At 41.9% G+C, this 23440-nt stretch carries 13 protein-coding genes; 12 read left to right on the plus strand and 1 reads right to left on the minus strand.

Translation table 11 applies throughout. The features are described 5' to 3' along the window. Positions 1-158: helix-turn-helix domain-containing protein (locus ACFO6W_RS06300; protein ID WP_379994559.1), on the minus strand; the 158-nt coding region annotated here is incomplete at its 3' end. Between the two features lie 510 nt (positions 159-668). Between ACFO6W_RS06300 and uvrB the strand changes: the two genes are divergently transcribed. The 12 genes from uvrB to ACFO6W_RS06360 all read left to right on the plus strand — a co-directional run bounded on the left by uvrB (position 669) and on the right by ACFO6W_RS06360 (position 22752). After that, positions 669-2684 carry an excinuclease ABC subunit UvrB gene (uvrB, locus tag ACFO6W_RS06305; RefSeq protein WP_379994549.1) on the plus strand — a complete coding sequence of 672 codons (2016 nt, stop codon included), beginning with the start codon at positions 669-671 and terminating at the stop codon, positions 2682-2684. Positions 2685-2968: 284 nt separating this feature from the next. After that, entirely contained in the window at positions 2969-3226 is a 258-nt protein-coding gene (locus tag ACFO6W_RS06310) for a hypothetical protein (protein ID WP_379994550.1), read from the plus strand. Positions 3227-4156: 930 nt separating this feature from the next. Then, the gene (locus ACFO6W_RS06315; RefSeq protein ID WP_379994551.1) at positions 4157-8200 is read left to right on the plus strand and encodes a two-component regulator propeller domain-containing protein; all 4044 of its coding nucleotides are present in this window, start codon (positions 4157-4159) and stop codon (positions 8198-8200) included. Positions 8201-8441: 241 nt separating this feature from the next. Beyond that, positions 8442-8726 carry a hypothetical protein gene (locus ACFO6W_RS06320; protein ID WP_379994552.1) on the plus strand — a complete coding sequence of 95 codons (285 nt, stop codon included), beginning with the start codon at positions 8442-8444 and terminating at the stop codon, positions 8724-8726. A 209-nt stretch (positions 8727-8935) separates the two neighbouring features. Further along, a complete protein-coding gene (locus tag ACFO6W_RS06325; RefSeq protein WP_379994553.1) occupies positions 8936-12151 on the plus strand; it encodes a SusC/RagA family TonB-linked outer membrane protein in 3216 nt (1071 codons plus the stop codon). Positions 12152-12188: 37 nt separating this feature from the next. Continuing rightward, positions 12189-13829 (plus strand): RagB/SusD family nutrient uptake outer membrane protein, encoded by a 1641-nt coding sequence (locus ACFO6W_RS06330; RefSeq protein ID WP_379994554.1) that lies wholly within the window; start codon positions 12189-12191, stop codon positions 13827-13829. A gap of 418 nt (positions 13830-14247) precedes the next feature. Further along, the gene (locus ACFO6W_RS06335) at positions 14248-15363 is read left to right on the plus strand and encodes a basic secretory protein-like protein (protein WP_379994555.1); all 1116 of its coding nucleotides are present in this window, start codon (positions 14248-14250) and stop codon (positions 15361-15363) included. 50 nt (positions 15364-15413) lie between these two features. Beyond that, the gene (locus ACFO6W_RS06340) at positions 15414-17705 is read left to right on the plus strand and encodes a GH92 family glycosyl hydrolase (protein ID WP_379994560.1); all 2292 of its coding nucleotides are present in this window, start codon (positions 15414-15416) and stop codon (positions 17703-17705) included. Positions 17706-17716: 11 nt separating this feature from the next. Next, entirely contained in the window at positions 17717-19102 is a 1386-nt protein-coding gene (locus ACFO6W_RS06345; RefSeq protein WP_379994556.1) for an alpha-L-fucosidase, read from the plus strand. A 112-nt stretch (positions 19103-19214) separates the two neighbouring features. Beyond that, positions 19215-21566 carry a GH92 family glycosyl hydrolase gene (locus tag ACFO6W_RS06350; RefSeq protein WP_379994557.1) on the plus strand — a complete coding sequence of 784 codons (2352 nt, stop codon included), beginning with the start codon at positions 19215-19217 and terminating at the stop codon, positions 21564-21566. 394 nt (positions 21567-21960) lie between these two features. Continuing rightward, positions 21961-22161 (plus strand): twin-arginine translocase TatA/TatE family subunit, encoded by a 201-nt coding sequence (gene tatA, locus ACFO6W_RS06355; protein ID WP_006800774.1) that lies wholly within the window; start codon positions 21961-21963, stop codon positions 22159-22161. 249 nt (positions 22162-22410) lie between these two features. After that, positions 22411-22752, plus strand: a complete 342-nt coding sequence (locus ACFO6W_RS06360) for a GNAT family N-acetyltransferase (protein WP_379994558.1) — start codon at positions 22411-22413, stop codon at positions 22750-22752. The last annotated feature ends 688 nt before the right edge of the window (positions 22753-23440 follow it).

Raw genomic sequence — 23440 nt, forward strand, 5'->3', positions numbered from 1 at the left:
GCTTCTTCGACTTCTTCCTTAAATCCGGGCCTGTTCTTTTTCCAGTCATAGAAAGTCTGACGGCTGATCCGGAGTATCTTACATATTTCAGATACTCCGTGAAGGTCTTGTTCTATCATTTCCACGATGCGTGCTGCGGTTTTGTCGTTATATTTCATAATGTTAAAGGTTTTGCCCCTCCTGTCCTCTCCACAGGGGAGGCGGCAAAGAGGGTATTGTTTGTTAATATACTATTTATAAAAGCTGATGGCTAGCAGCTTCTACATATAGATAAATGATTTGGATTTTGATAATATGAATTCGTAGTGATGTTATTCTTGCTGTATAGAAACGTTTGATTTTTCTAACGTGCCTACCGGCTTATATTTGGCTAACGCCGATTTGCGGATTGAATACCCCGCCTGCTGGACGAGGCCGGAATCGCGATGCGACGGCAAGACAGCGGCTCTTCAGTCTTTAGCACTGTGTGCATCAGCCTACTCGTAACTGCCCACAGGGCGTAGTAACTTGTAACTAAAAATCAAACAATTTTATACAACAATAATCACTTCAACTACTGACTGGTATTATTAATTTAACTACTGGTTTGTATGAATGTTAATAGACGCGAATTAAAAACGTAACTGCATAATTCTTATTACCTTTGGGATTCCGAAAGATACAGAACGATGGATTTCAGATTAACGTCTTATTACAATCCCACCGGAGACCAGCCGGCCGCAATCGCTGCGCTGTCGGAAGGGATCATGCAAAACCTGCCTTCACAGACATTACTTGGAGTGACGGGTTCGGGTAAAACGTTTACGGTCGCTAATGTTATTCAGAATGTAAATAAACCGACATTGGTTCTTAGCCATAACAAGACTTTGGCGGCTCAGTTGTACAGTGAGTTCAAGACATTTTTCCCGGACAATGCGGTCGAGTATTTTGTCTCTTACTATGATTATTATCAGCCCGAGGCGTATATTCCTTCCACAAATACATATATAGAGAAAGACCTTTCGATAAATGAAGAGATAGAGAAACTCCGGCTGGCAACGACCACATCCTTACTGTCGGGCCGGCGCGACGTTATTGTGGTATCTTCCGTTTCCTGCCTTTATGGTATGGGAAATCCCGAGGATTTTGAAAATTCGACCATCTCTATACATGTCGGTCAAAAGCTTGTCCGCGATGTGTTTTTGCGCGGACTGGTCAGTGCTCTGTATTCCCGTAATGAGGTAGAGCCCAAGGCCGGAAATTTCAGGGTAAAGGGGGACACTGTCGATGTATTTCTCGCCTATGGAGACCCTATTGTGAGGGTGGTATTTTGGGGCGATGAGATAGAGAGTATAGAGTGTCTCGACCCGCTGAGCGGCGTCAAGATAGATAAGTATGACGATTTTCGTATCTATCCCGCCAATCTTTTTGTGACTACCAAGGACCGGATGGTGAGGGCTATAGCCGAAATAGAGATAGACCTCGGACGCCAGGTCGATTTCCTGCAGTCCATAGGCAAGCAACTGGAGGCGAAACGGCTTTATGAGCGTGTGACATACGACCTGGAGATGATCCGTGAAGTAGGGCATTGTTCAGGTATAGAAAACTATTCGCGTTATTTCGATAACCGTAAACCGGGCACACGTCCGTTTTGCCTTTTGGACTTCTTCCCTGAGGATTTTATGCTCGTAATAGATGAGAGCCACGTGACCATCCCCCAGATACGGGCGATGTACGGTGGGGACCACTCGCGCAAAGAGAACCTGGTGGAGTATGGTTTCCGCCTGCCTGCGGCCCTGGATAACAGGCCTTTGAAATTTGAGGAATTCGAATCGCTTGTACCTCAAACGATATATGTAAGCGCCACCCCTGCCGATTACGAGCTGATGAAATCGGAAGGGATAGTCGTGGAACAGTTGATACGGCCGACAGGCTTGCTGGACCCTCCTATCGACGTTCGCCCGAGCCTGAACCAGATAGATGACCTGATGGAAGAAATACAGATACGTGTAGAAAGGAATGAGCGTACACTTGTCACCACGTTGACCAAGCGGATGGCGGAAGAGTTAACCGCCTACCTCTCAAACAATGGAATGAAGTGCAGCTATATCCACTCCGATGTGGATACGCTGGACCGTGTGCAGATAATGGATGACTTACGCAGCGGGCAGTTCGATGTATTGGTCGGGGTAAACCTGTTGCGTGAAGGACTTGACCTGCCCGAAGTCTCACTTGTTGCGATCCTGGATGCGGATAAGGAAGGATTCTTACGTTCTCACCGCTCTCTGACGCAAACTGTCGGGCGCGCAGCCCGTAACGTGAACGGAAAAGTGATTTTCTATGCAGATAAAATTACTGAGAGCATGGAGAAGACGATAAATGAAACCAACCGCCGTCGCGAGATACAGATGGCTTACAATAAAGAGCATGGCATTACTCCGCAGCAAATACGCAAAGCGCGTGCTTCGGTGTTCAGTTTGCGGAAGGAGGAACAATTCTCGGTGAAATCGTACACTCAGGATTCAACTATTGCGATAGCATCGGAAGACAAAATACGATATATGACCAAGGACGAGCTGAAAAAGGCGATTGAAAAAGCGCGTAAGCAGATGTCTGCCGCCGCTAAGAGGCTTGAGTTTCTTGAAGCAGCCCAGTTCCGCGATCAGGTGATTAAGCTGGAAGATGAGTTGAAGGCGAAAAAGTAATTGATTACGCGAATCAATATTTGAATCAATTTTGCTTTGGTATTTATTTTTTTTATCCGCTGAATCCTTTTGAGGCAAACCCCTGGATTCTCCCCCGGAACGAACATTCTGTCCTTGTCTTGCAGTATTATTTTCCCCGCCGTTTTATTCATAAAATTTCTTTTTACAGGCCATTTTGAAAGTTTAACATATTTTGTTTGAAAGATAGCGGTTAAATTTTTTATTCAATATGTGCGGATATATAGTGTCTTTAAGTTTATTTTTGTTAATGATAAAATATACTTATGGAAAAGATAATTATCTGTACGGAAATTCAAAACGGGTTATTGAATGGATCTCAACCTTGCCATACTTCGACCGATGAATATAATGGTATGTCTCTCACCGACTTTATTAAAAAATTCAGATGGTTTAATGTAAAATATCCGGATAAAGATAACAGGAAGCAATTCCTGATAGAACTTCGGCAAGAGGACTGTGTAATTACATGTAAAATGATAGATAATATATGTGTCGGCACATATATTATTGAAAACGATTAATATATTTATACTATAAGCTCCGGTTGAGCTTTTTAATATTTCTCATTGAAAAAATGTCATATTCTATAATTTTATCGGGATTCTTTGGATTTTACATACTTTGTTGGTCATTTATAGTTTATTCTTTGTGCAATGCCTCAAGTGATATAGAATTATAATAAACACGATTCTCTATTCAACGATGTATGTGAGTTTTAAACAATCGATTGTAAGTAAGCAGATTATTGTCTTGTCAGGAAGCCCCCGGGATATTGAAGGGGGCATCTTTTTATGGTGTTTTTCAATGGTCTTTTATCTGATAGGCAAGGCAGAACTGTGGTTGTGTCGTCTTTTTACGTAATTGTAAATATTTTTTTTGAAAAAGTTTATCTATAGGGTGGATAGCTGTTAGCGGTTGGTTATTAGCTGTTAGCTCTTTGAAGTATTGACAGGCCCCCTCAATCCCCCAAAGGGTAGTGCTGTTGGGTTCTGAATTCTTATATACTCTTTGTCATGCTGAACGAAGTGAAACATCTCCTAAATCGAATGAGATCCTTCGTTCCACTCAGGATGACAGCAGACAATAACAGAATAAAGCGGAGAACTTAACAGTCCTGCCCCGCTCGCGCAGACGTTCCGTCTGTGTGTTGCGTAGCAAACATTTTTGCACTATCAATAAGACACGGACTGGAAGTCCGCGCAAGCGGAGGAGTTTGACTCCGTCGATTTGCAACTCAATTGGCACATCGGCAAATTTACTAATCGGCACATTAGTTTTCTGTCAGATATGTCAGGTTTTAACATTATATAGTTAATTAATGTAATAACCGATGGTTATAGCTACCAATTTTCGTGTGTTTCCCCACTATCGAAAAAATATATTTTCTATATTATCCGAATGTAAATTGTATTTTTGCAAAAAAGAGTCTCCCTTTTTATCAAATCATAACTATGAAACATCTGCTTCTATATAATAAAGAAAATATGAGGAAGTCCGGCTTGTTGGCATTCCTTTTAATTACCGGCATCTTGCTCTCCCATGCGTCATATACATTGCACCGGGCGGACAAACTCGATTTGTCAAATAATGCGATTCTGTGCATGTATCAGGACAGAGACGGCTATATGTGGTTTGGGACATACGACGGGCTGAACCTGTATAACGGGAAAAATACTTTTGTTTACAGGTCCGAATTCGACAATGAATTTTCTTTATGCAGCAATATTATTCATAATATCACGCAAGCAGATGAAAACAGCCTGTGGATATCCACATTTCTGGGCCTTAACAAATTTTCGCTGAAAGAAAGAAAAGTGATAGAATCATATCCCGAATTGCCGGAAGCCAAACTCCTTGCAGCAGATAAAAATGGAAACACGTGGGTAATAAGCAAGAAGAACTATATATCTCATTATAACCGCGAAAGTAAGAGTTTCACGAATATTCATTTGCCGGGAGCCGATATGGCTAATATAAAGGCTATGTTCGTCGATGGCAATGACCATCTCTATATGGTTACTGCCGATGGAAAACTGAAGAATATAGAAATCGCCGGCGATTCCAAGAAGAATGATATCAGGCTGCAGGTAAATGAATATCTGCTTCACGATAGAAATGTAATAAACGCATACTATGAAGACAACAAGATATATTATATAAGTGCCGAAGGGAAACTCTATCTGTACGACCTGTCGGATAATAAGAGGATATTGATCACAGACCTGTCGTCACTGATAGTAAAATACGGAGGAATATCCCGGGTGGTGTCTTTCAAATCTGATTTGTTTGTTTCCTTCAATGATAATGGGCTGATAAGGCTGGATGTAGAGAATAATTATCAACCTGAAACCGTATATCTCGGGATAAGGGTATTCTGTTTGCTGAAAGATAAGAAGCAGGATGTACTCTGGATCGGGACCGACGGGCGGGGGGTGCAAATGTATTATCAGGGACACGATCTGTTCGGGAATATTATATTCGATAATTTTCTTTCAGGTACTCAGAAGCCGGTCAGGTCTATCTACGCCGATGAATCACAGAATCTTTGGGTAGGGACGAAAGGTGATGGCATCATGCGGATCAGGAACTACGATGAGCACAATCAGCGTGAAGTATCCCAGTCCCAGTTCATAAACTACACAACTGCCAACGGGCTATCGAGTAACCTTGTATTTTGCTTCCTCAGAAGCAAATATAGGAATGTGCTCTGGATCGGGACCGAGGGGCCCGGGTTCTCATATTACTCATATAAGGATAACACAATAAAATCGTTATCGGAGGAGGATGGATGTACAATCGGGAAAGTTCATTCGATTTGTGAGGTGAATGACTCTACCTTGTGGATGGCAACGGCCGGAAATGGTTTGCTCGAAGTTATCATAAAGGATGAAAATTCCCGTCTTTCAGTTAAGTCTGTAAATGAATATGTGCTGAAGAAAGGGGATAAGACCTGCGTGGAATTCCACTCTATGTTTTATGACGGAGCATCTACTTTATTTATCGGAAGCCGTGGAGGATATGGCGTGGTCCGTTATAATATAAAAAGTAAGCAGTATGATTTTATCCAGATGAAAAATGCTGAGAATACAGCTATCGGAGATGTATTGTGCGTTTATCAGAGCAAAGACTCTACTTTTTATATCGGAGCCAGTTCGGGGATGACCCGTATCCAGTTCTTGAAGGATGGAGATACTGTGATTAAGCAGTTTGACAGACGCAACGGGATGATCAATGATATGATACACGGAATACTTGAAGACGCGGACGGATGTATCTGGTTAAGTACAAATAAAGGTCTGATAAAATATAATCCACGCAACGACTTTTTCCATAATTATTCCTATCCGGACTTAAAGGTGACAGAGTTTTCCGACGATGCCTATTGGAAGTGCCCGCAGACCGGACGGCTTTTCTTCGGTGGAATAAACGGGCTGACATGGGTAGAACCTAAAGAGGTCAACCTTCAAAGCAATTATAAACCTGACCTGTACTTCTTCGACCTGCAAATAGCCGGGGAGAGTCGTTCACTATATGATTATACAAACAAAAAAGACGGGTATCTGGAGATCGGGGCCAATATCTCTTCATTTACCATTTCGTTTGTTGCGACGGATTATATAAACGGTGATAATTATGAATATTCTTATCTGCTCGATAATTATAATACGGCGTGGACCGAGCTTCAGAAGACCAATGAAGTTACTTTCACCAACCTGCCGCATGGCGAGTATATACTGAAAGTGAGGTACAAGAATGATGTGTTCGATTCGGATGAGAGATATTATTCTTTAAAAATCAGGAAATTGCCGCCGTGGTATCTGACCGGCTGGGCTTATCTGGCATATGTGGTAGTGTTTGTCCTTATTTGCTCTTATGTTATATATCTTATCCGTAAACGGATAATGGATAAGCAGATGCAGATCGCCCAGAAGATAAATGAGGAACAAAAGGAAAAACTACTGGAAGCGAAATTGAATTTCTTTACTAATGTTACCCATGAGTTTTGTACACCCCTTACGGTGATAAAAGGAGTGAGCGACTATATTGAGAAGTCGGCGGAAGTGGATAAAAATATCCGCAGATATACGGGTATATTGCGTGACAATGTTGCCAACCTGAGCGGGCTGATACAGGAGATACTGGATTTCAGGAAGATGGAAGAAGGTAAGTTCGACTTCAGTTACATTGAAGAGGCTTCGGTATCAGACCTGGTAAAAAAGCAAGTGGAGTGGTTTGTCCCTATTGCAGAAGAAAATAATATAACATTTGAAACATCGGTCCCTGACGCTTTATATTGGAATACAAACATCTTTGGCTTCAACAGGGTATTGGTCAACCTGCTTTCCAACGCCTTTAAATATGGTACGGAAGAAGGAGAGGTAAAGGTAACGGCAGAAATAAACGAGGAGGAACTTATCCTTCTTGTGTATAATACAGGACAGGGGATAGAGGAGTCAAAAATACCGACTATATTCGACCGTTACGGCGTGCTTGAAAGTATGGAAATAAACAATTCATATTCGACGATGACGTCACGTCACGGTTTGGGACTATCTATCTGCTACGATATTGTGGAATCGCTCGGAGGTAATATTTCAGTCAGGAGTGAAGTCGGTAAATTTGCTGAATTTATGGTAGTATTGCCGGCGCTTCAGGTAACCGGGGAAGGGCAGCCGGCCGGTGATGAAGACAGCCTCCCCTCGGAGTTTGAATTGTTGAGACAATCCACGGGGGCAGGACAAACCATTTTAATCGTAGATGATAATAAGGATATAGTATGGCTTATCTCTGATATTTTGTCCGGTAGTTATCATATAAAAATTGCTTATGATGTAGCAGAGGCTCTCAGGATTATAGAATCGGAGACACCTTCCCTTATTATCACCGATATCATGATGCCGGGAATGGATGGTCTCGAATTTATAAACAAGCTGAAGAATGATAAATTCACAAAGCATATACCGCTTGTGATCGTATCGGCTAAGATCAGTGAGAAAGAACAGGCGGAAGGTCTGGATATAGGAGCAGACGCTTATCTGACCAAACCTTTCTCTCCGCTTGTGCTTCGTTCCGTTATAAACCGTTTATTGGTCGTGAAAGATGAACTGAAAGATTACTTCTATTCTCCCGAAAGCGCATATAAGTATTCGGACGGGCAACTGATCCATCAGGAAGATAAGGCCTTTATGGATTCTGTTATCGATATTATATCGGATAATATGGAAGAAGAGAATCTGCGGCCCGAATTTATCGCGGAAAAGCTGAATATGAGTACCCGCAGCCTTTATCGCAAGTTCAAGAAGATAACGACCCTTTCGCCTAACGACTTCATCAAGGATTACAGGTTTGCGCAAGTCTCCAGGTTGCTTATTACAACAAACCTCACCATTCAGGAAATCATGTATAAGGTGGGGATTAACAATAAGTCATATTTTTACCGCGAATTCTTGAAAAAATATAATATGACCCCCAAGGAATACCGCCTGCGCAAGTGATTTGACGCGATTTCCGGGCAAATCTTGCATTAGTATCTTAATATACCAAATAAGTATCCCAATCTGCCAGTGGTGAATTGGGATACTTATTTGCGTAAAGGAGATACTTCAAAACATTTTTATATTAATTAACATTGCGAATGATTTTTCTTCGGGATATCAGAATCAGACAGAAAGTAAAAAGGAATTTTGTTTAATAAGTAGTGCACATATATTTTTATCTCTAAAGTAAACAGTATATATGTCCAAAGCAATGCAAAATACAGCAATAATAAACGACATTTTTTCATCTGAAAATTTGGCGGTTAGCTGTATTTTACTAGAGAGAGAGAGAGAGAGAGAGAGAGAGAGAGAGAGAGAGAGAGAGAGAGAGAGAGAGAGAGAGAGAGAGAGAGAGAGACGTAATTTACTAAAAAATAGTTTAATCTTAGCAGAACAGAGATTTAAAGAATCTATTTGTTCTGGATTTTTATACGTTAAAAAATCATTGACCTTATTTCAGAAAGTTAAAAACCTTCTGGAATAAGGTTTTTTTGTGTGCGTAATTTTCTGAATAACCTTCTTAAAACCATTGTGTTGATGTATGGTAAATATATTTAATTATTAACCTTTAAAATCTTTCTTTATGGAGAACCAGCTAATCCTTTATTTATGATGTTCAGGCACTGAGGTATTTTTTACCTCTTTTAAGTAAAGTGTGTATTTATTCCCAGTTAACTTAATTAAAATTATATTATGAGAAAATTTGTAGATAAAATTTCAACATGCTACTACAAAAGCTATGGTAGGCGGATGCTCTTTTTGCTACTCATGTTTATATTCGTCCAGTATTCATTTGCTTCGGGATCTGCAAGTAATGTGAAAGATATTGATAATGTGGTACAAAACGGAACAATTGTAAAAGGAATTATTAAAGATCAGAGCGGAGAGCCATTGATCGGCGTAAGCGTTGTAGTGAAAGGAACTACTACCGGAGCTATTTCTGACGTAGACGGATTATATTCGGTAAGGGTTACTGACACTAATCAGACGCTGGTTTTCTCCCTTGTAGGATTTCTTACTCAGGAAATAGCATTAAAAGGACAGACTTCCTTAGACGTAGTGATGGCTGAAGACGCTAAACTATTAGATGAAGTTGTTGTCGTTGGATACGGTACGCTGCGCAAATCGGATGTAACGGGTTCTATTTCTACGGCTAAAGGTAGCGATATTATCAAGAATCAATCATTTAACGCTCTTGAAGGCCTGAAAGGTAAAGCTGCCGGTGTAAATATTTTCTCCAATACAGGACAACCGGGCGGGGAAATGCGTGTTATAATCCGTGGTATATCCACGATCAATGCCTCGGCAAGCCCATTGTATGTGGTTGATGGAGTGGTTATGTCAAATTTCCAGTTTCTTAACCCGAATGACATTGAGTCTATCGAAGTCCTGAAAGATGCTTCGTCTGCTGCCATCTACGGTGCCCGTGGTGCCAACGGCGTCATTCTGGTAACGACCAAACGTGGAGGTAATACCGGAAAACGCGCACGTGTTTCTTATGATGGTTCCATGTCCATTAGTACCATGGCAAGATATATGGATGTCATGGATTCTTATGAATGGATGGCTACGTTTAAACAAGGTTTGGAAAATGCGAATGCATGGCAAGGCAGGAACTTTACGACCGATTTGTCGCAAATATTCACAGACCCGCGTTTATTCAATGCCGACGGATCACCTATTTATAATACAGACTGGCAGAAAGAAGCATCCCGTACAGCTTTCTCTCACAATCACCAGCTCAGTATCCAGCGTGGCGACGAAAACTCGTCGGTAGGGGCATTTATAAACTATACGGACCAACAGGGTGTTTTGCTTAATTCTTATTTTAAGCGGCTGAATGCGAAATTGGCCTATGACGACAAACCAACCAGCTGGTTGTCGACCGGTGTTAATTTATTGGTAAACCACACATGGGGTAACAGAACCTCCGATAATCCGTACGGACAGGGAGCTTTACGTACTATGATAGAACAATTGCCGTTCCTGCCTGTTGAGCTGGATGGTGTATATGCGCAGACGAATGACATCAGAACAACTTCTATTCCTGTAAATAAGGATAATCCTAGTGGCTCAAAACAAGGATTTGGCCCTGAAGGTGTAGGTAATCCTGTCGAATTGCTCAGGCGGATGGAAGCCATGCAATATAAAACACAGATATTCGGTAATGCGGCTTTGACATTCCATATTACAAAAGACCTCGATTTAAAAACACAGTTCGGTATCGATTACCAGAATAACCGCAACCGCAACTATACACCGTTTACTCCGCGCCCAATGATCAATCAGGCATCGACAGGTTCGGCTTCTGAAAACACATCGGGTACACTGTACTGGCAGGAAGAAACATATCTGACTTTCAATAAGACTCTGGGCAAACACTATGTGAATGCTATGGCGGGTATGTCCTGGCAAGAACGCGATTATACATATTTCAGCGCTTCAGCCAGCAAGTTTACCGACGATTTTTATAGTTACTACAATCTGGCGAAAGGAGAAGACCGTCCGGGCGTTAGCAACGACCATGACAGATGGGCGATGAACTCTTATTTCCTGCGTGGGGTTTATAACTATGATAATAAGTACATGACTACCGTAACCGGCCGTTATGACGGTTCATCCAAATTCGGGAAAAACAACAAATATGCTTTCTTCCCTTCCATCGGTTTCGGATGGATGGCTTCTAATGAAAACTTTTTGAAAGATAATCCGGTCATAAGCAAATTAAAACCGCATGCATCTTTCGGGGTAACGGGAAACTCTGAAATAGGAACGTATGCGTCGTTGGCTACAGTAAGCCAGTCGAATACTATTCTCGGCAATGGCCTGAAAATTGTATCTTATCTGGACAGGATGCCTAACCCGGATCTGAAATGGGAGAAAACAAATCAATTCGATATAGGTGTTGAGCTGGGATTGTTCAATAATCGCCTCAACCTGGAAGCATCGTACTACTACAAGTATACAACCGACCTGCTGCTTGACCGTCCATTGCCGGAATCGACCGGTTTTACATCTGTTAAATACAATGTAGGGGAAGTTTCGAACCGGGGGCTGGACCTATTGCTTACCGGACATATTTTTGACAGCCGTGATTTTCAATGGACTTCTACCGTCAATCTCAGCTTTAATAAAAACCGTGTTGAAAAACTGGATGAAAGCTCATCGGTAGACCCGATCACCGGTAAGCGTCAGATTCTTCTCGATGGTTTTGTCGGCTATGATATGTTGATCCGCGAGGGTGAAGAACTTTCTACATTCTACGGCTATAAACGTGCAGGTATTTATGACGGTAATCCGGCTAACTGGGATGCTACGACAATGAATATACCTTCTACTATCGGTGAAAAGGTTACATATAAGGAACGCCAGATTTTAGGTAATGGTTTACCTGATTGGATGGGATCTTTCATTAACACCTTTAATTATAAGAACTTCGATTTGACTCTCGACCTCCAATTTTCAATGGGTGCGGATATTATGCAGGAGTATTTCCATTCAACTGAGGGCCGTTTCCTGACAAGCGGGCTTGACCGCCTTTATCAGGAAGCATGGCATCCTACGCTGAATCCTAACGGTAAAGCGCAGGCAATACGTCTGGCTAACTTCGGGCAAGGAAACAACGCCAATGCCGATGACACCTGGGTTGCCGACGGCTCTTATCTGCGCGCTAACCTGATCCAGCTCGGTTATACATTTAACTCTGATGTTATCAGGAAAATGGGTCTTTCGGCTTTACGCTTATATGGTGGTGTGAACAATGCCTTCCTGATCACTTCATCCGATTATTTGGGATACGATCCGGATAACTCATCCCGTTTGGGTGATAACAAGTGGGGAACTAACCGTCAGTTCTTTACCTATCCGCGTCCGAGAACATTTACGTTCGGTATCAACGTTTCATTTTAATTCATAGTATTAATATAAATCATAAAATAGTAATCATATGAAATTGCATAAAACATATATATCCATCTTTTGCATGATTATATTATCATTATTGATGAGTTCATGCGATAGCTTCCTGGAAGAAAAGCCGCAGGATGAAAAGACTGCCGGTCAATTCTGGAAGACTGAAGCTGATGCTCAATCGGCTGTAAATGCTCTTTATTTCGGTGGTGTTCCGTATCTGAACAATACTGATGTGGATGGCGGATGGACCCCCAAAGCAACCATGTGGGGCGGCGTTATGTCCGGACTGTTTGTTGACAAACGTAAAGACAGAACCTTTACCAATGCATCTGAAGGCTGTAACTTTAATATAGAGTCGTTCAATTCAACGGCGCTGAAGTTGTGGCATGAGTTTTACAAAGGTATTTCCCGTGCAAACTTTGTTATTGCCAATATTCCCACAATGACAGGCGTATTAAGCGATACCCAGATAAGGAATTTTACTGCACAGGGTAAATTCTTCCGGGCATATGGATATTTTTACCTGGTAAAAGAGTTTGGCGATGTTCCCTATGTAGACCAACCTTATACATCTTTGGAGGGTATATATAAAGAACCTTCCTCTGCGGAACAGGTGTATAAAAATATCGAAGCCGATTTGCTCAGTATTATTGAAGGGGATGCATTACCTAATAAGGCATTCTATGACAATGGCTGCTATGTTACTAAAGCAATGGCACAGACTCTTCTTGCGCAAGTGTATCTGCAATGGGCCGGAGCGCCTCTGAATGGAGGAAATGACTACTATACCAAAGCTGCCAATATGGCGATGGATGTTATTAATGGAGGCCAGCATATCCTCGAGCAGGCCAGCGGCAGCAGTGATAGCATTTATTCTGCCTTTAATGTTATCAAGACAACAAAAACATCCAAAGAAATTATCTTTGCCAAGGAGTATAATCAGACCCAGTATAATGTGGGAAACTCTTATGCATGCCGCTCGATCGGCGCAGACGCTTTTCAATGGAATGTGTTCTCGCCGGGTGGAGATGTTTTGTATAATGCGTACCTGCCTTGCGATATGTTGATAAACAGTTATCTTGTTGCGGATATCCGGTCACATGAAAAACAATTCTTTTTCTGGGAATATACAGGGGTAGATAAGAATAATGTAGTGGTTACCAAAAGATTAAACAATATCGGTAACTGGGCATGGTTCGATGAAACCTCTTTAAAAACGGGTAAAGACGGCGACTATAATATGCCGACGTTCCGTTATGCCGAAGTGTTGCTCATTGCAGCCGAAGGCCTGGCCCGCACAGGGAAAGAAGGTGATGCTGCAGGAGGAGCGAGGTTCTATCTTAATCAGGTGCGGACACGTGCGGGGATTCCTAATGAAACAGCTACCGGAGATGCTTTAATACAGTCTATCCTCACCGAGCGTTTCCACGAGTTCCCATTAGAATTCAAAATTTGGGATGATATTCGCCGTACACGTTTATATCCGGAAGAAGATGGAATGAATTCAGGTAAATTGAAATGGGTTGCACTGGAATCAGCAAAAATCCAGAATAAGCCGGATGGAAGTATCAGGGTAGGTGCTATTCCTGCATATGCATTATTATGGCCTATTCCATTGAGCGAAATGCAAGCGAACCCGTCTTTGCAAGGCCATCAAAATCCGGGATGGAATTAGAATAGCTGTTTACGGCCTTTCTCCATAAGTAACAGGGCGCTTTTCTTATTTACATTACTCTACGGAGAAGGCTTGTATATACTCTTTATGCGGATACTCATTTTTCATGGGTATCCGCTTCTTAACAGAGAAAACATACAAATGTCCGTTATCGTTTGTATAAGAGATCATAATGTATGTTTCTGATAATAAGGGGCATAGTTCAATGACACGCTGCTCGGTCAAAATATACTTTTAATTCAAAGGGAATAAAAGGGCTATAGCCCAATTGTATATAATTTCAGTACGATAATAGAAGAAAGATACACAGCAAGCCAATTTAAGTATTCAGGATACCTTTATTGCCGAACAGGATAATTAACCTTTTTCCTATAATAATTATACTTGCATCAGATCTAAACCCTATAACGAAAACATAATGAGAAGAATTTTATTTTTGGCTTTTGCTTTATCATTCCTGACCTGTCAGAGTCAGGAAATTAAAACGGATTATCCGCAACTGACAGACAACAACCTCACAACCTATTATATAGGTAAACCGGGTACAAACAAAATGACATTCCAGGTCTCGTACAACTCTCCTGTACTGAGTTACAAAATATATTCTTCGGGCGATAATCCCGCCCACGACCCGGCGAACTGGGTGCTGAAAGGTTCCAATGACGGAAAGAAATGGACTGTCGTTGATGAACGGAAAGATCAGAAATTCTGCTCCCGTTTTCAGGAAATATTATGCGTCGCACAAAAACCGGCTGCATATAAACAATATATGCTCGAAGCCCGCACAGCAGATAAAAAAGAGAATCTGGTCATAGCGGATGTATTGTTATCAGACAGGAATATGCTGGCAGGATGGGAAGATTTCAACTACCCGAATATAGATTTTGAAGTAAAATCTCCCGGCACAGAAGGAGCGAAAGTATATAATCAATTGGTGCAGAATCCCGATGAATATATAAAATACCATGCCCGTAAAGTCGCTGAAATCTTATACTATACAGACAGGGACAGCATAAACGATGTAAGAAACATCAGATATACACTGGAAGATCAACCGGGTGTCTCGGCAAAAGGAGGCAGTACCCCTAACATCAATATTTTCTACAGCACGCAGCATATCGAAAAGTCAGCGAAAGAATCCCTTTTCAAGCTCGATTTCGAAACACGAGGGGTACTTTACCACGAACTTACACATGGTTACCAGTATGAACCGAAAGGGATAGGTAATTATGGAAATAATAAAACATTCTGGGCATGTATAGAAGGAATAGCCGATGCCGTAAGGGCTGAGGCCGGTTTATTTGATATGAGTACACGTAAGCCGGGCGGTAATTGGATGGATGGTTACCGCACCACCGGCTTTTTTATCCAGTGGCTTACAACAAAAGATCCGGATGCTATCCGTAAGTTCCACCTTACTGTGGAAAAAATGGATGTGTGGAGCTTCGACGGAGCTATAAAACTGGTTTTCGGACCCGAAGCCAGTATCGATGGAATGTGGAATGAATATCAGGAATTCCTGAAAAAACAATAAACTGATATATGCAAATGAAATTAAGCACACTCACTCTTTCTTTTTTACTTATGAGCGGTATAGTATCCGCGCAGGACAAAGTATCTTTTGTCAATCCGATGATAGGTACGGTAAAAATGGGACATACATTCCCGGGAGCATGCGTACCCCATGGGATTGTCCAGTTAAGCCCGGATACGGATACTATCCCTCATAGTATAAATGGCGTGTATCAAAAAGATACTTATAAATATTGCGCGGGCTATCAGCACGACGACAAAACGATTGTAGGATTCAGCCATACGCATCTTAGTGGAACAGGGCATTCCGATCTCGGGGATATCCTCGTTGTACCCGTAACAGGCGAACTGAAGTTCAATCCGGGCGTGGCCGGCATTCCCCGTTCGGGTTACCGTTCGAGCTATTCGCATGATACGGAGGTTTCCCGTCCGGGTTATTACGAAGTCGTACTGGACGATTATAAGGTAAAAGCGCAGTTGACAGCTACCGAAAGAGTAGGAGTGCATAAATATACTTATCCCGAAAACGAAGAACAAAAGATATTGCTCGACCTTGTTCATGGCATCTATAATTACGATGGAAAGGTATTATGGGCAAGCCTGAGAGTTGAGAACGACACTCTGATTACAGGCTATCGCATCACCAACGGTTGGTCGAGGGAAAATTATACCTACTTCGCCATATCTTTGTCGAAGCCGATAAAAAACTATGGCTATGTAGATCGTGAGAAACCCAAATATACGGGCTTCTGGCGGAAATTTAATCTGTATAAGAATTTCCCTGAAATAGCAGGCCGTAAGATTGTAGCCCACTTTGAATTTGGTTCGGATAATTCACCTCTTGTAATGAAAGTCGCCCTTTCGGCAGTAAGTACAGAAGGAGCGCTCAAAAATCTGAAAGCGGAAGCAGCGGCAAAGTCATTCGATAAAATTGTCGCCGAAGCCTCGGCCAAATGGGAAAAAGAACTGGATGTGATAGATGTAAACGGTGATGCCGACAAGAAGACAATGTTCTATACTTCCCTTTACCATACTATGATAAATCCTTCGGTTTATCAGGATGTGGACGGACAATACCGTGGCATAGACCATAATATACATCAGGCGAAAGGATTCACCAACTACACCATTTTTTCCGTATGGGATACTTACCGTGCGCTCCATCCGCTGTTCAATATTATCAACAGGGAAAGAAGCGTGGATATAGTGAACTCAATGATAGCCCATTACGAACAGAGTGTGCACAAGGCATTGCCTGTATGGTCGCATATGGGAAATGAAAACTGGTGTATGATAGGCTATCATTCCGTATCGGTACTGGCCGATGCCATCGATAAAGGCCTGAATATCGATAAGAAAAAAGCACTGGAAGCCATGATAAGTAGTTCGAATGTCGATTATTACGATGGAACGGGCGAATATAAAAAATTAGGCTATGTGCCTTTCGATAAAAACGGTAGCGGTTCGTCTATTACACTCGAATATTCATATGACGACTGGACGATTTACAATACAGCTCTGAAAGTGGATAATCAGGCGGCTACGGATACTTATAAAAAGAGGGCCTTGAATTATCATAATGTATTCGATCCTGAACTGGAATTTGTCCGTGCCCGTTACAGCGACGGACGCTGGAAGACTCCGTTCAATCTGCTGAGTACACACGGGGAGGGCTTTATCGAAGGAAACTCATGGAATTACTCATTCTATGTGCCGCACGATGTAAAAGGACTTATCAAGCAGATGGGAGGAGATAAACAATTCGTACAACGCCTCGATTCTCTTTTCATCATGCATTTACCCGATGAATTTTTTGCAGATACGGAAGACGTTACCCGCGAAGGCGTGATGGGTAACTATGTACACGGCAATGAACCCAGCCATCATATCGCTTACCTGTATGCATGGACGTCACAGCCTTGGAGGACCCAGTATTGGGTACGCGAGATCATGAACCGGATGTACCGTAATTCTATCGACGGACTTTGCGGAAATGACGATTGCGGGCAGATGTCGGCATGGTATATCTTCTCGGCTATGGGATTCTATCCTGTTTGTCCGGGTTCGAATGAATATGTGTTCGGTGCTCCGTATTTTCCTTACATGAAAGTGAAGGTGGGTGACGGAAAATATCTGGAAATAAAAGCAGATAAGGTAAGTGACAAGATGCGTTATGTAAAATCGGTTAAGCTGAACGGAAAGCCTTATACAAAGGCGTATATCACATATGACGATATAAAGAACGGAGCGGAACTGACATTCGAAATGGCTGCTGCCCCTAATAAGAAAAGGACATTCAGCGAAGAAGAGAAACCTTATTCATTGTCAAAACAGACAATTTAAAATATATCAATATGAGAAAGATATATTCTTTAATGCTCGTGCTATTCTTGTCATTGTCCGCTATGGCCCAGGCGGGAAAACCTTTGGTACAACTTCAGCAGGAGTTTGTAGATCTGAGGTTCGGGATGTTTATCCATTTCAATATACCGACATTCATGGAGGACGATTGGGCCGATCCCGATGCATCCCCCGCTATATTCAATCCGGCGAAACTCGATTGTAACCAATGGGCCAAGACAGCCAAAGAGGCCAATATGACGTACGGCTGCCTGACTACCAAGCATCATAGCGGATTTTGTATATGGGACACGAAAACTACCGATTACAATGTGATGAACAGCCCTTTCAGGAGGGATGTGGTGAAAGAATATGCCGATGCTTTCAGGGCGCAGGGCTTGAATGTAATGCTTTATTATTCTATTCTCGATACACATCATAAACTCCGTCCGGGATGGATCACGCCGAAGCATATAGATATGATAAAAGCCCAATTGACCGAATTATTGACCAACTATAGGGAGATAAAGGCCCTGATTATCGACGGATGGGACGCTCCCTGGTCGCGTATCTCATATGATGAAGTTCCGTTTGGGGATATTTATTCCCTGATAAAGTCTTTACAGCCGAACTGCCTTGTTATGGATCTGAATGCAGCTAAATATCCGGCAGAGGTTTTGTATTATACGGATATTAAGTCGTATGAACAAGGCGCGGGTCAGCATATTTCGAAGGAGAGCAATAAACTTCCTGCATTATCCTGCCTGCCCATCAATTCGGCTTGGTTCTGGAAACCCGATTTCCCGACAACTCCGGTGAAATCGCCTGAAATGCTCGTCAATGACAATATCATCCCTATGAATGAGGTTTATTGTAATTTTATCCTGAACGCGGCCCCTAACCGTGACGGGCTGATAGACGCCAACGCGGCCGATGCTTTCAGGAAGATAGGAAAACTATGGAAAAATAAAGGACCTGTCGCTAAACTGCCGGCTTATCCTGCCCCCGTTATTTCTAAGAATATTGCAAAGAATAAGAAGACAAATGCCAGTTGGAGCAACGATATGAATATTATGGATTTTGCCAATGACGACAATTTCCGTTCTGCGTGGGAATCCAACAAGGCCGTAAAAAAGCCCTGGCTCGAAATCATTCTGGATAACACAGAACTGGAGTTCAATTTGATTACCATTGCTCAAAGGGGGGAAAGTAATTTCAGCAAATACCGGATCGAGTATTTCCACAATAATAAATGGCTACCTCTTTTATCCGGTGAAAACAATGATATAATAAAAGTACATAGATTTAATAAAGTTTGGGCCGATAAAGTCCGCATACAAATAGATGAATTTAGTAAACCTCCCGTTATTGCCGAATTTGGAGTATATAATGAGCGATAAGAAGTAACAGAAAATATTAATGATATATTCGAATGATAACCTATGTTAGTTATTGTGCATACCAGAGTAATAAATAGGTCTGCGACCTTAACTACACGCTAAAAAAGATAATATGAAAAGTAAATTGCCCTTAGGGCTCCTTCTCTCGGCCTTATTGCTGGTCTCGTCATGTAAGGAAAAAACTCAGATTGCGGATGAATCGGCGGACCTGTCCCTCAATGCCTATGTAAATCCTTTTGTGGGTACATCCGGATTCGGAAACGTCTATCCCGGTTCGCAGATACCTTTCGGGGGGATACAGATAAGTCCCGACACTGATAAAGATTATTATGATGCCGCTTCCGGTTATAAATACGACCATATGACCATTATGGGTTTCAGTCTCACACATCTCAGTGGTACGGGGATTCCCGATCTTGGCGACTTCCTTTTCATCCCGGGGACAGGAGAGAAAAAATTTATACCCGGAACACATGAAAATCCCGGTGAGGGATATCGCTCACGATACAGCCATGAAAGAGAATGGGCTTCTCCAAACTACTATGGAGTCGACTTGCTGGATTATGATGTGAAAGCCGAAATGACCTCGGGCTTACGTTCGGGTATTTTCAAATTCACATTTCCTAAAACAGACAGCGCATTTGTTATGGTGGATATGGACCATGTACAATGGTTCAAAACAACATGGTCGCAACTCCGTATAGAGAACGATTCTACCATCTGCGGTTTTAAGCTCGTGAACGGATGGGGGCCTGAACGCTATGTCTACTTTGTAGCCCGGTTCTCCAAACCGTTTACCCGTTCGGGTATCATGCAGGACGGCAAGCCTGTTATCTATGATACAAAGCGTTTCCGGAGCGACCGTGTTGCCTATGGGAATAAAATCATGGGATGGCTCGATTTCGATACAAAAGACGGAGCCGGAATAGAAGTAAAGGTCGCTATATCATCAACAGGAACTTCAGGCGCATATACAAACCTGAAAGAACTCGATAATCAAAATTTCGAAAGCCTTAAGAAACAAGGTGAAATATTATGGGCAAAAGAACTTGGTAAATTCAAGGCCAAAGGCACAAAAGAGCAACTGGAAACATTCTACACTTCGGTTTATCATGCGTCCCTGCATCCTTTTGTTTATCAGGACGCGGACAATAATTACAGGGGACATGACTCGAATATACATCAGGCCGGTAAATTCACCAATTATACAGTATTCTCTCTATGGGATACTTATCGTGCCCATCATCCGCTACTCAATCTCATAAACCCTGAACGTAATGCCGATATGGTAAATTCCATGCTGGCGCATTACGACCAGAGTGTGGAGCATATGCTGCCTATCTGGTCTTTCTATGGAAATGAAACATGGTGTATGATTGGCTATCATGCCGTGTCCGCTATTGCTGATGCCATTGTAAAAGATGTGAAAGGGTTCGACTACGAACGGGCTTATCAGGCGATGAAAAGGACTGCGATGAATCCTAACTACGATTGCCTGCCTGAATATACCGCGTTGGGCTGGGTGCCATTCGATAAGGAACGGGAATCTGTATCCAAGACACTGGAATATGCTTATGATGATTACTGTGTAGCTATGGCCGCAAAGAAACTGGGTAAAGAAGAAGACTATAAATACTTCCTGAACCGTTCGCTTGCTTATCAGAACCTGATAGACCCGGAATCCGGATTTATGCGGGGGCGCGACTCTCATGGAGAATGGCGTACACCTTTCGATGCGGTCGCTTACACCGGGCCGGGGTCGGTACACGGTTGGGGTGATATTACCGAAGGATTCACTTACCAGTACACATGGTATGTGCCTCAGGACGTACAAGGATATATCAATGAAATGGGAGGGGACGAGATATTTGCCCAGCGTCTCGATTCCATGTTCACAATGGAGTTGCCGGATGATATCCCGGGGGCGCACGATATACAGGGACGTATCGGGGCATACTGGCATGGCAACGAGCCCTGCCACCAGATACTATATCTCTACAATTATGTGAAACAGCCATGGAAAGGACAGGAAAAGATACGTTATGTACTGGATACCTTCTACGGAAACAAACCTGATGCGTTAAGCGGGAATGATGATTGCGGACAGATGTCGGCATGGTATATCTTCAACTGTATGGGCTTCTATCCCACTTGTCCGTCGAGCAATATATATGCTATCGGTTCCCCTGGGCTTGAAGCCGTAGAGATGACTCTCGGCAATGGAAAGAAAATATCCATGACTACAGAGAATTATAGCAAACAGAATGTCTATATCCAGTCTATGACCCTCAACGGGAAGGAGTATAACAAGACTTATATAACCTATAACGACATAAAGAACGGGGCTGATATAAAGTTCGTTTTGGGAAGTAATCCGAACAAGGACTGGGGTACATCCGGCGAATCTGTTGCGCCGTCTATATCGAAGCCAAACCAAACATTGCGTTATCAAAAGAGTAATTAAATAATAAACAGGTGAGAGAAATGGCTGTCTCAAAAGTATTTTTTACTATCTTTTTGCTCCTGTGACCGTTGGTTGTCATGTTGAACGGAGTGAAACATCTCCCTTTTCAAAGTCGAGATTCTTCACTCCGTTCAGAAACAACGTTCGGCAGAGCGAAGCGGAGCCAATGATAATAGGAAGTAATACTTTGTTAGCGCAATATTACTTTTGAAACAGCCACTTCTTTATTAAATTATGATGGACGGTCAGCATCTCCAGCCATTTTAAATAATAGCAATCTGAGATTTGACGCGAATTGAATATAAAAAATGCAAAAAAATGACTGGAATAATATTATTCTGACTACTTTAGCGAACTAATTATTTAATAAGTAAATATAATTGAGATAAACCAGATGAACACATTATTATTTCTAGGCAACCTTGGGACCGGGGAGATTATTATCATCGCCATTGTTGTTTTATTATTATTCGGGGGAAAGAAAATTCCTGAACTTATGAAAGGTATCGGAAAAGGCATCAAGAACTTCAAAGACGGGGTAAACGGCCTTGAAGATGATATAAAAGGTACTACAGAGAAGATAGACAACAAATAAGTTTGTTCTGTCATGTTAAGGATATATGAAACCCGGGCTTTACAGTCTGGGTTTCTGTTTTTTATAAATTAATCGGGCGAAGGGAAACGGGTATCTTCATTTGCCCGGATTATTATTCAATTATGGAAATATCGGAGATCAGAGAGTTTACGCAGGAAGGGTTTAAGGCTGTACAAAAAGTTTACGCAGGAAGGGTTTAAGGCTGTACAAAAACTTACCGGGACATTAATATCTTCCGGTACGATTCATTTGACAGAATCATATTATAGGAAGCTACTGGCTTCAGATAATAGTTATCTGTTCTTTATTACCGATGGTGGGAATATTGCCGGCATGCTTACTGTCGGCGTATATAAAAGCCCGACAGGGATAAAGGCATGGATCGAAGATGTTGTAGTTGACGATTCATACCGCGGGCAGGGCTTAGGCAGATTACTTGTAGAACATGCGATAAGCTTTGCAGGATCGTTGGGAGCCGGTTCATTGATGCTGACATCCAATCCTTCACGCGTAGCGGCCAATAAGCTTTATCAGTCTCTGAATTTTGCACGCAAAGAAACAAATGTGTACCGTATGGCGTTTGAACAATAATATGATTAGTAATGCGCGCTAATATTTAAAGGCCGGGTGTTACTTTATTTATATAATTTTATCTATATGTATAAGCTGTTAGCCTTTAGCTGATAGCTATTAGCTCTTTGAAAAAATGAATTAGCAGATTTGTAAATTAGCATATTAGCAAATTAGCAAATGAATGAAATAGTGTAACCTTTGTTACCTTTTGAAAAAAGTTACAAGTTTGCCTCACCTTCGCTTCGGCGAATGTTATTTCTGCGCCCTTCGGGCAGTTACAAGTTACGGGTAGACAAGAAACAAGTTGTTCACTGATGACTGTTTACTGTAAATAGTGTTCTTTGTGTAACTCTTTGTGTCCCTTGTGGTAAAGAGTTTTAACCACCAAGTACACGAAGGAAATCACAAAGGGCACAAAGGCTAAAAAGACTGTTACTTTTACATACGCTTCGCTCCTGTGACCGTTGGTTGTTACCTTTTGAAAAAAGCTACAAGTAGACGAGATACAAGATACAAATTTTTTAACCCGTTTACTTGTCTACTTGTATCTTGTAACAAAGTTGTCAGATATGTCAGGTTTTAACAACACAGTTACGAGTCACAACCTGTAACTAAAAAATGAATATTATTACATTACAATAAATATAATAAGTTCCTATGTTTAAAATCGGAAGCGATGGCTGAGTAGAAAAAATAAGCTATATGT

This window comes from Dysgonomonas termitidis (genome assembly GCF_042654545.1).
Taxonomy (GTDB): Bacteria; Bacteroidota; Bacteroidia; order Bacteroidales; family Dysgonomonadaceae; genus Dysgonomonas; species Dysgonomonas termitidis.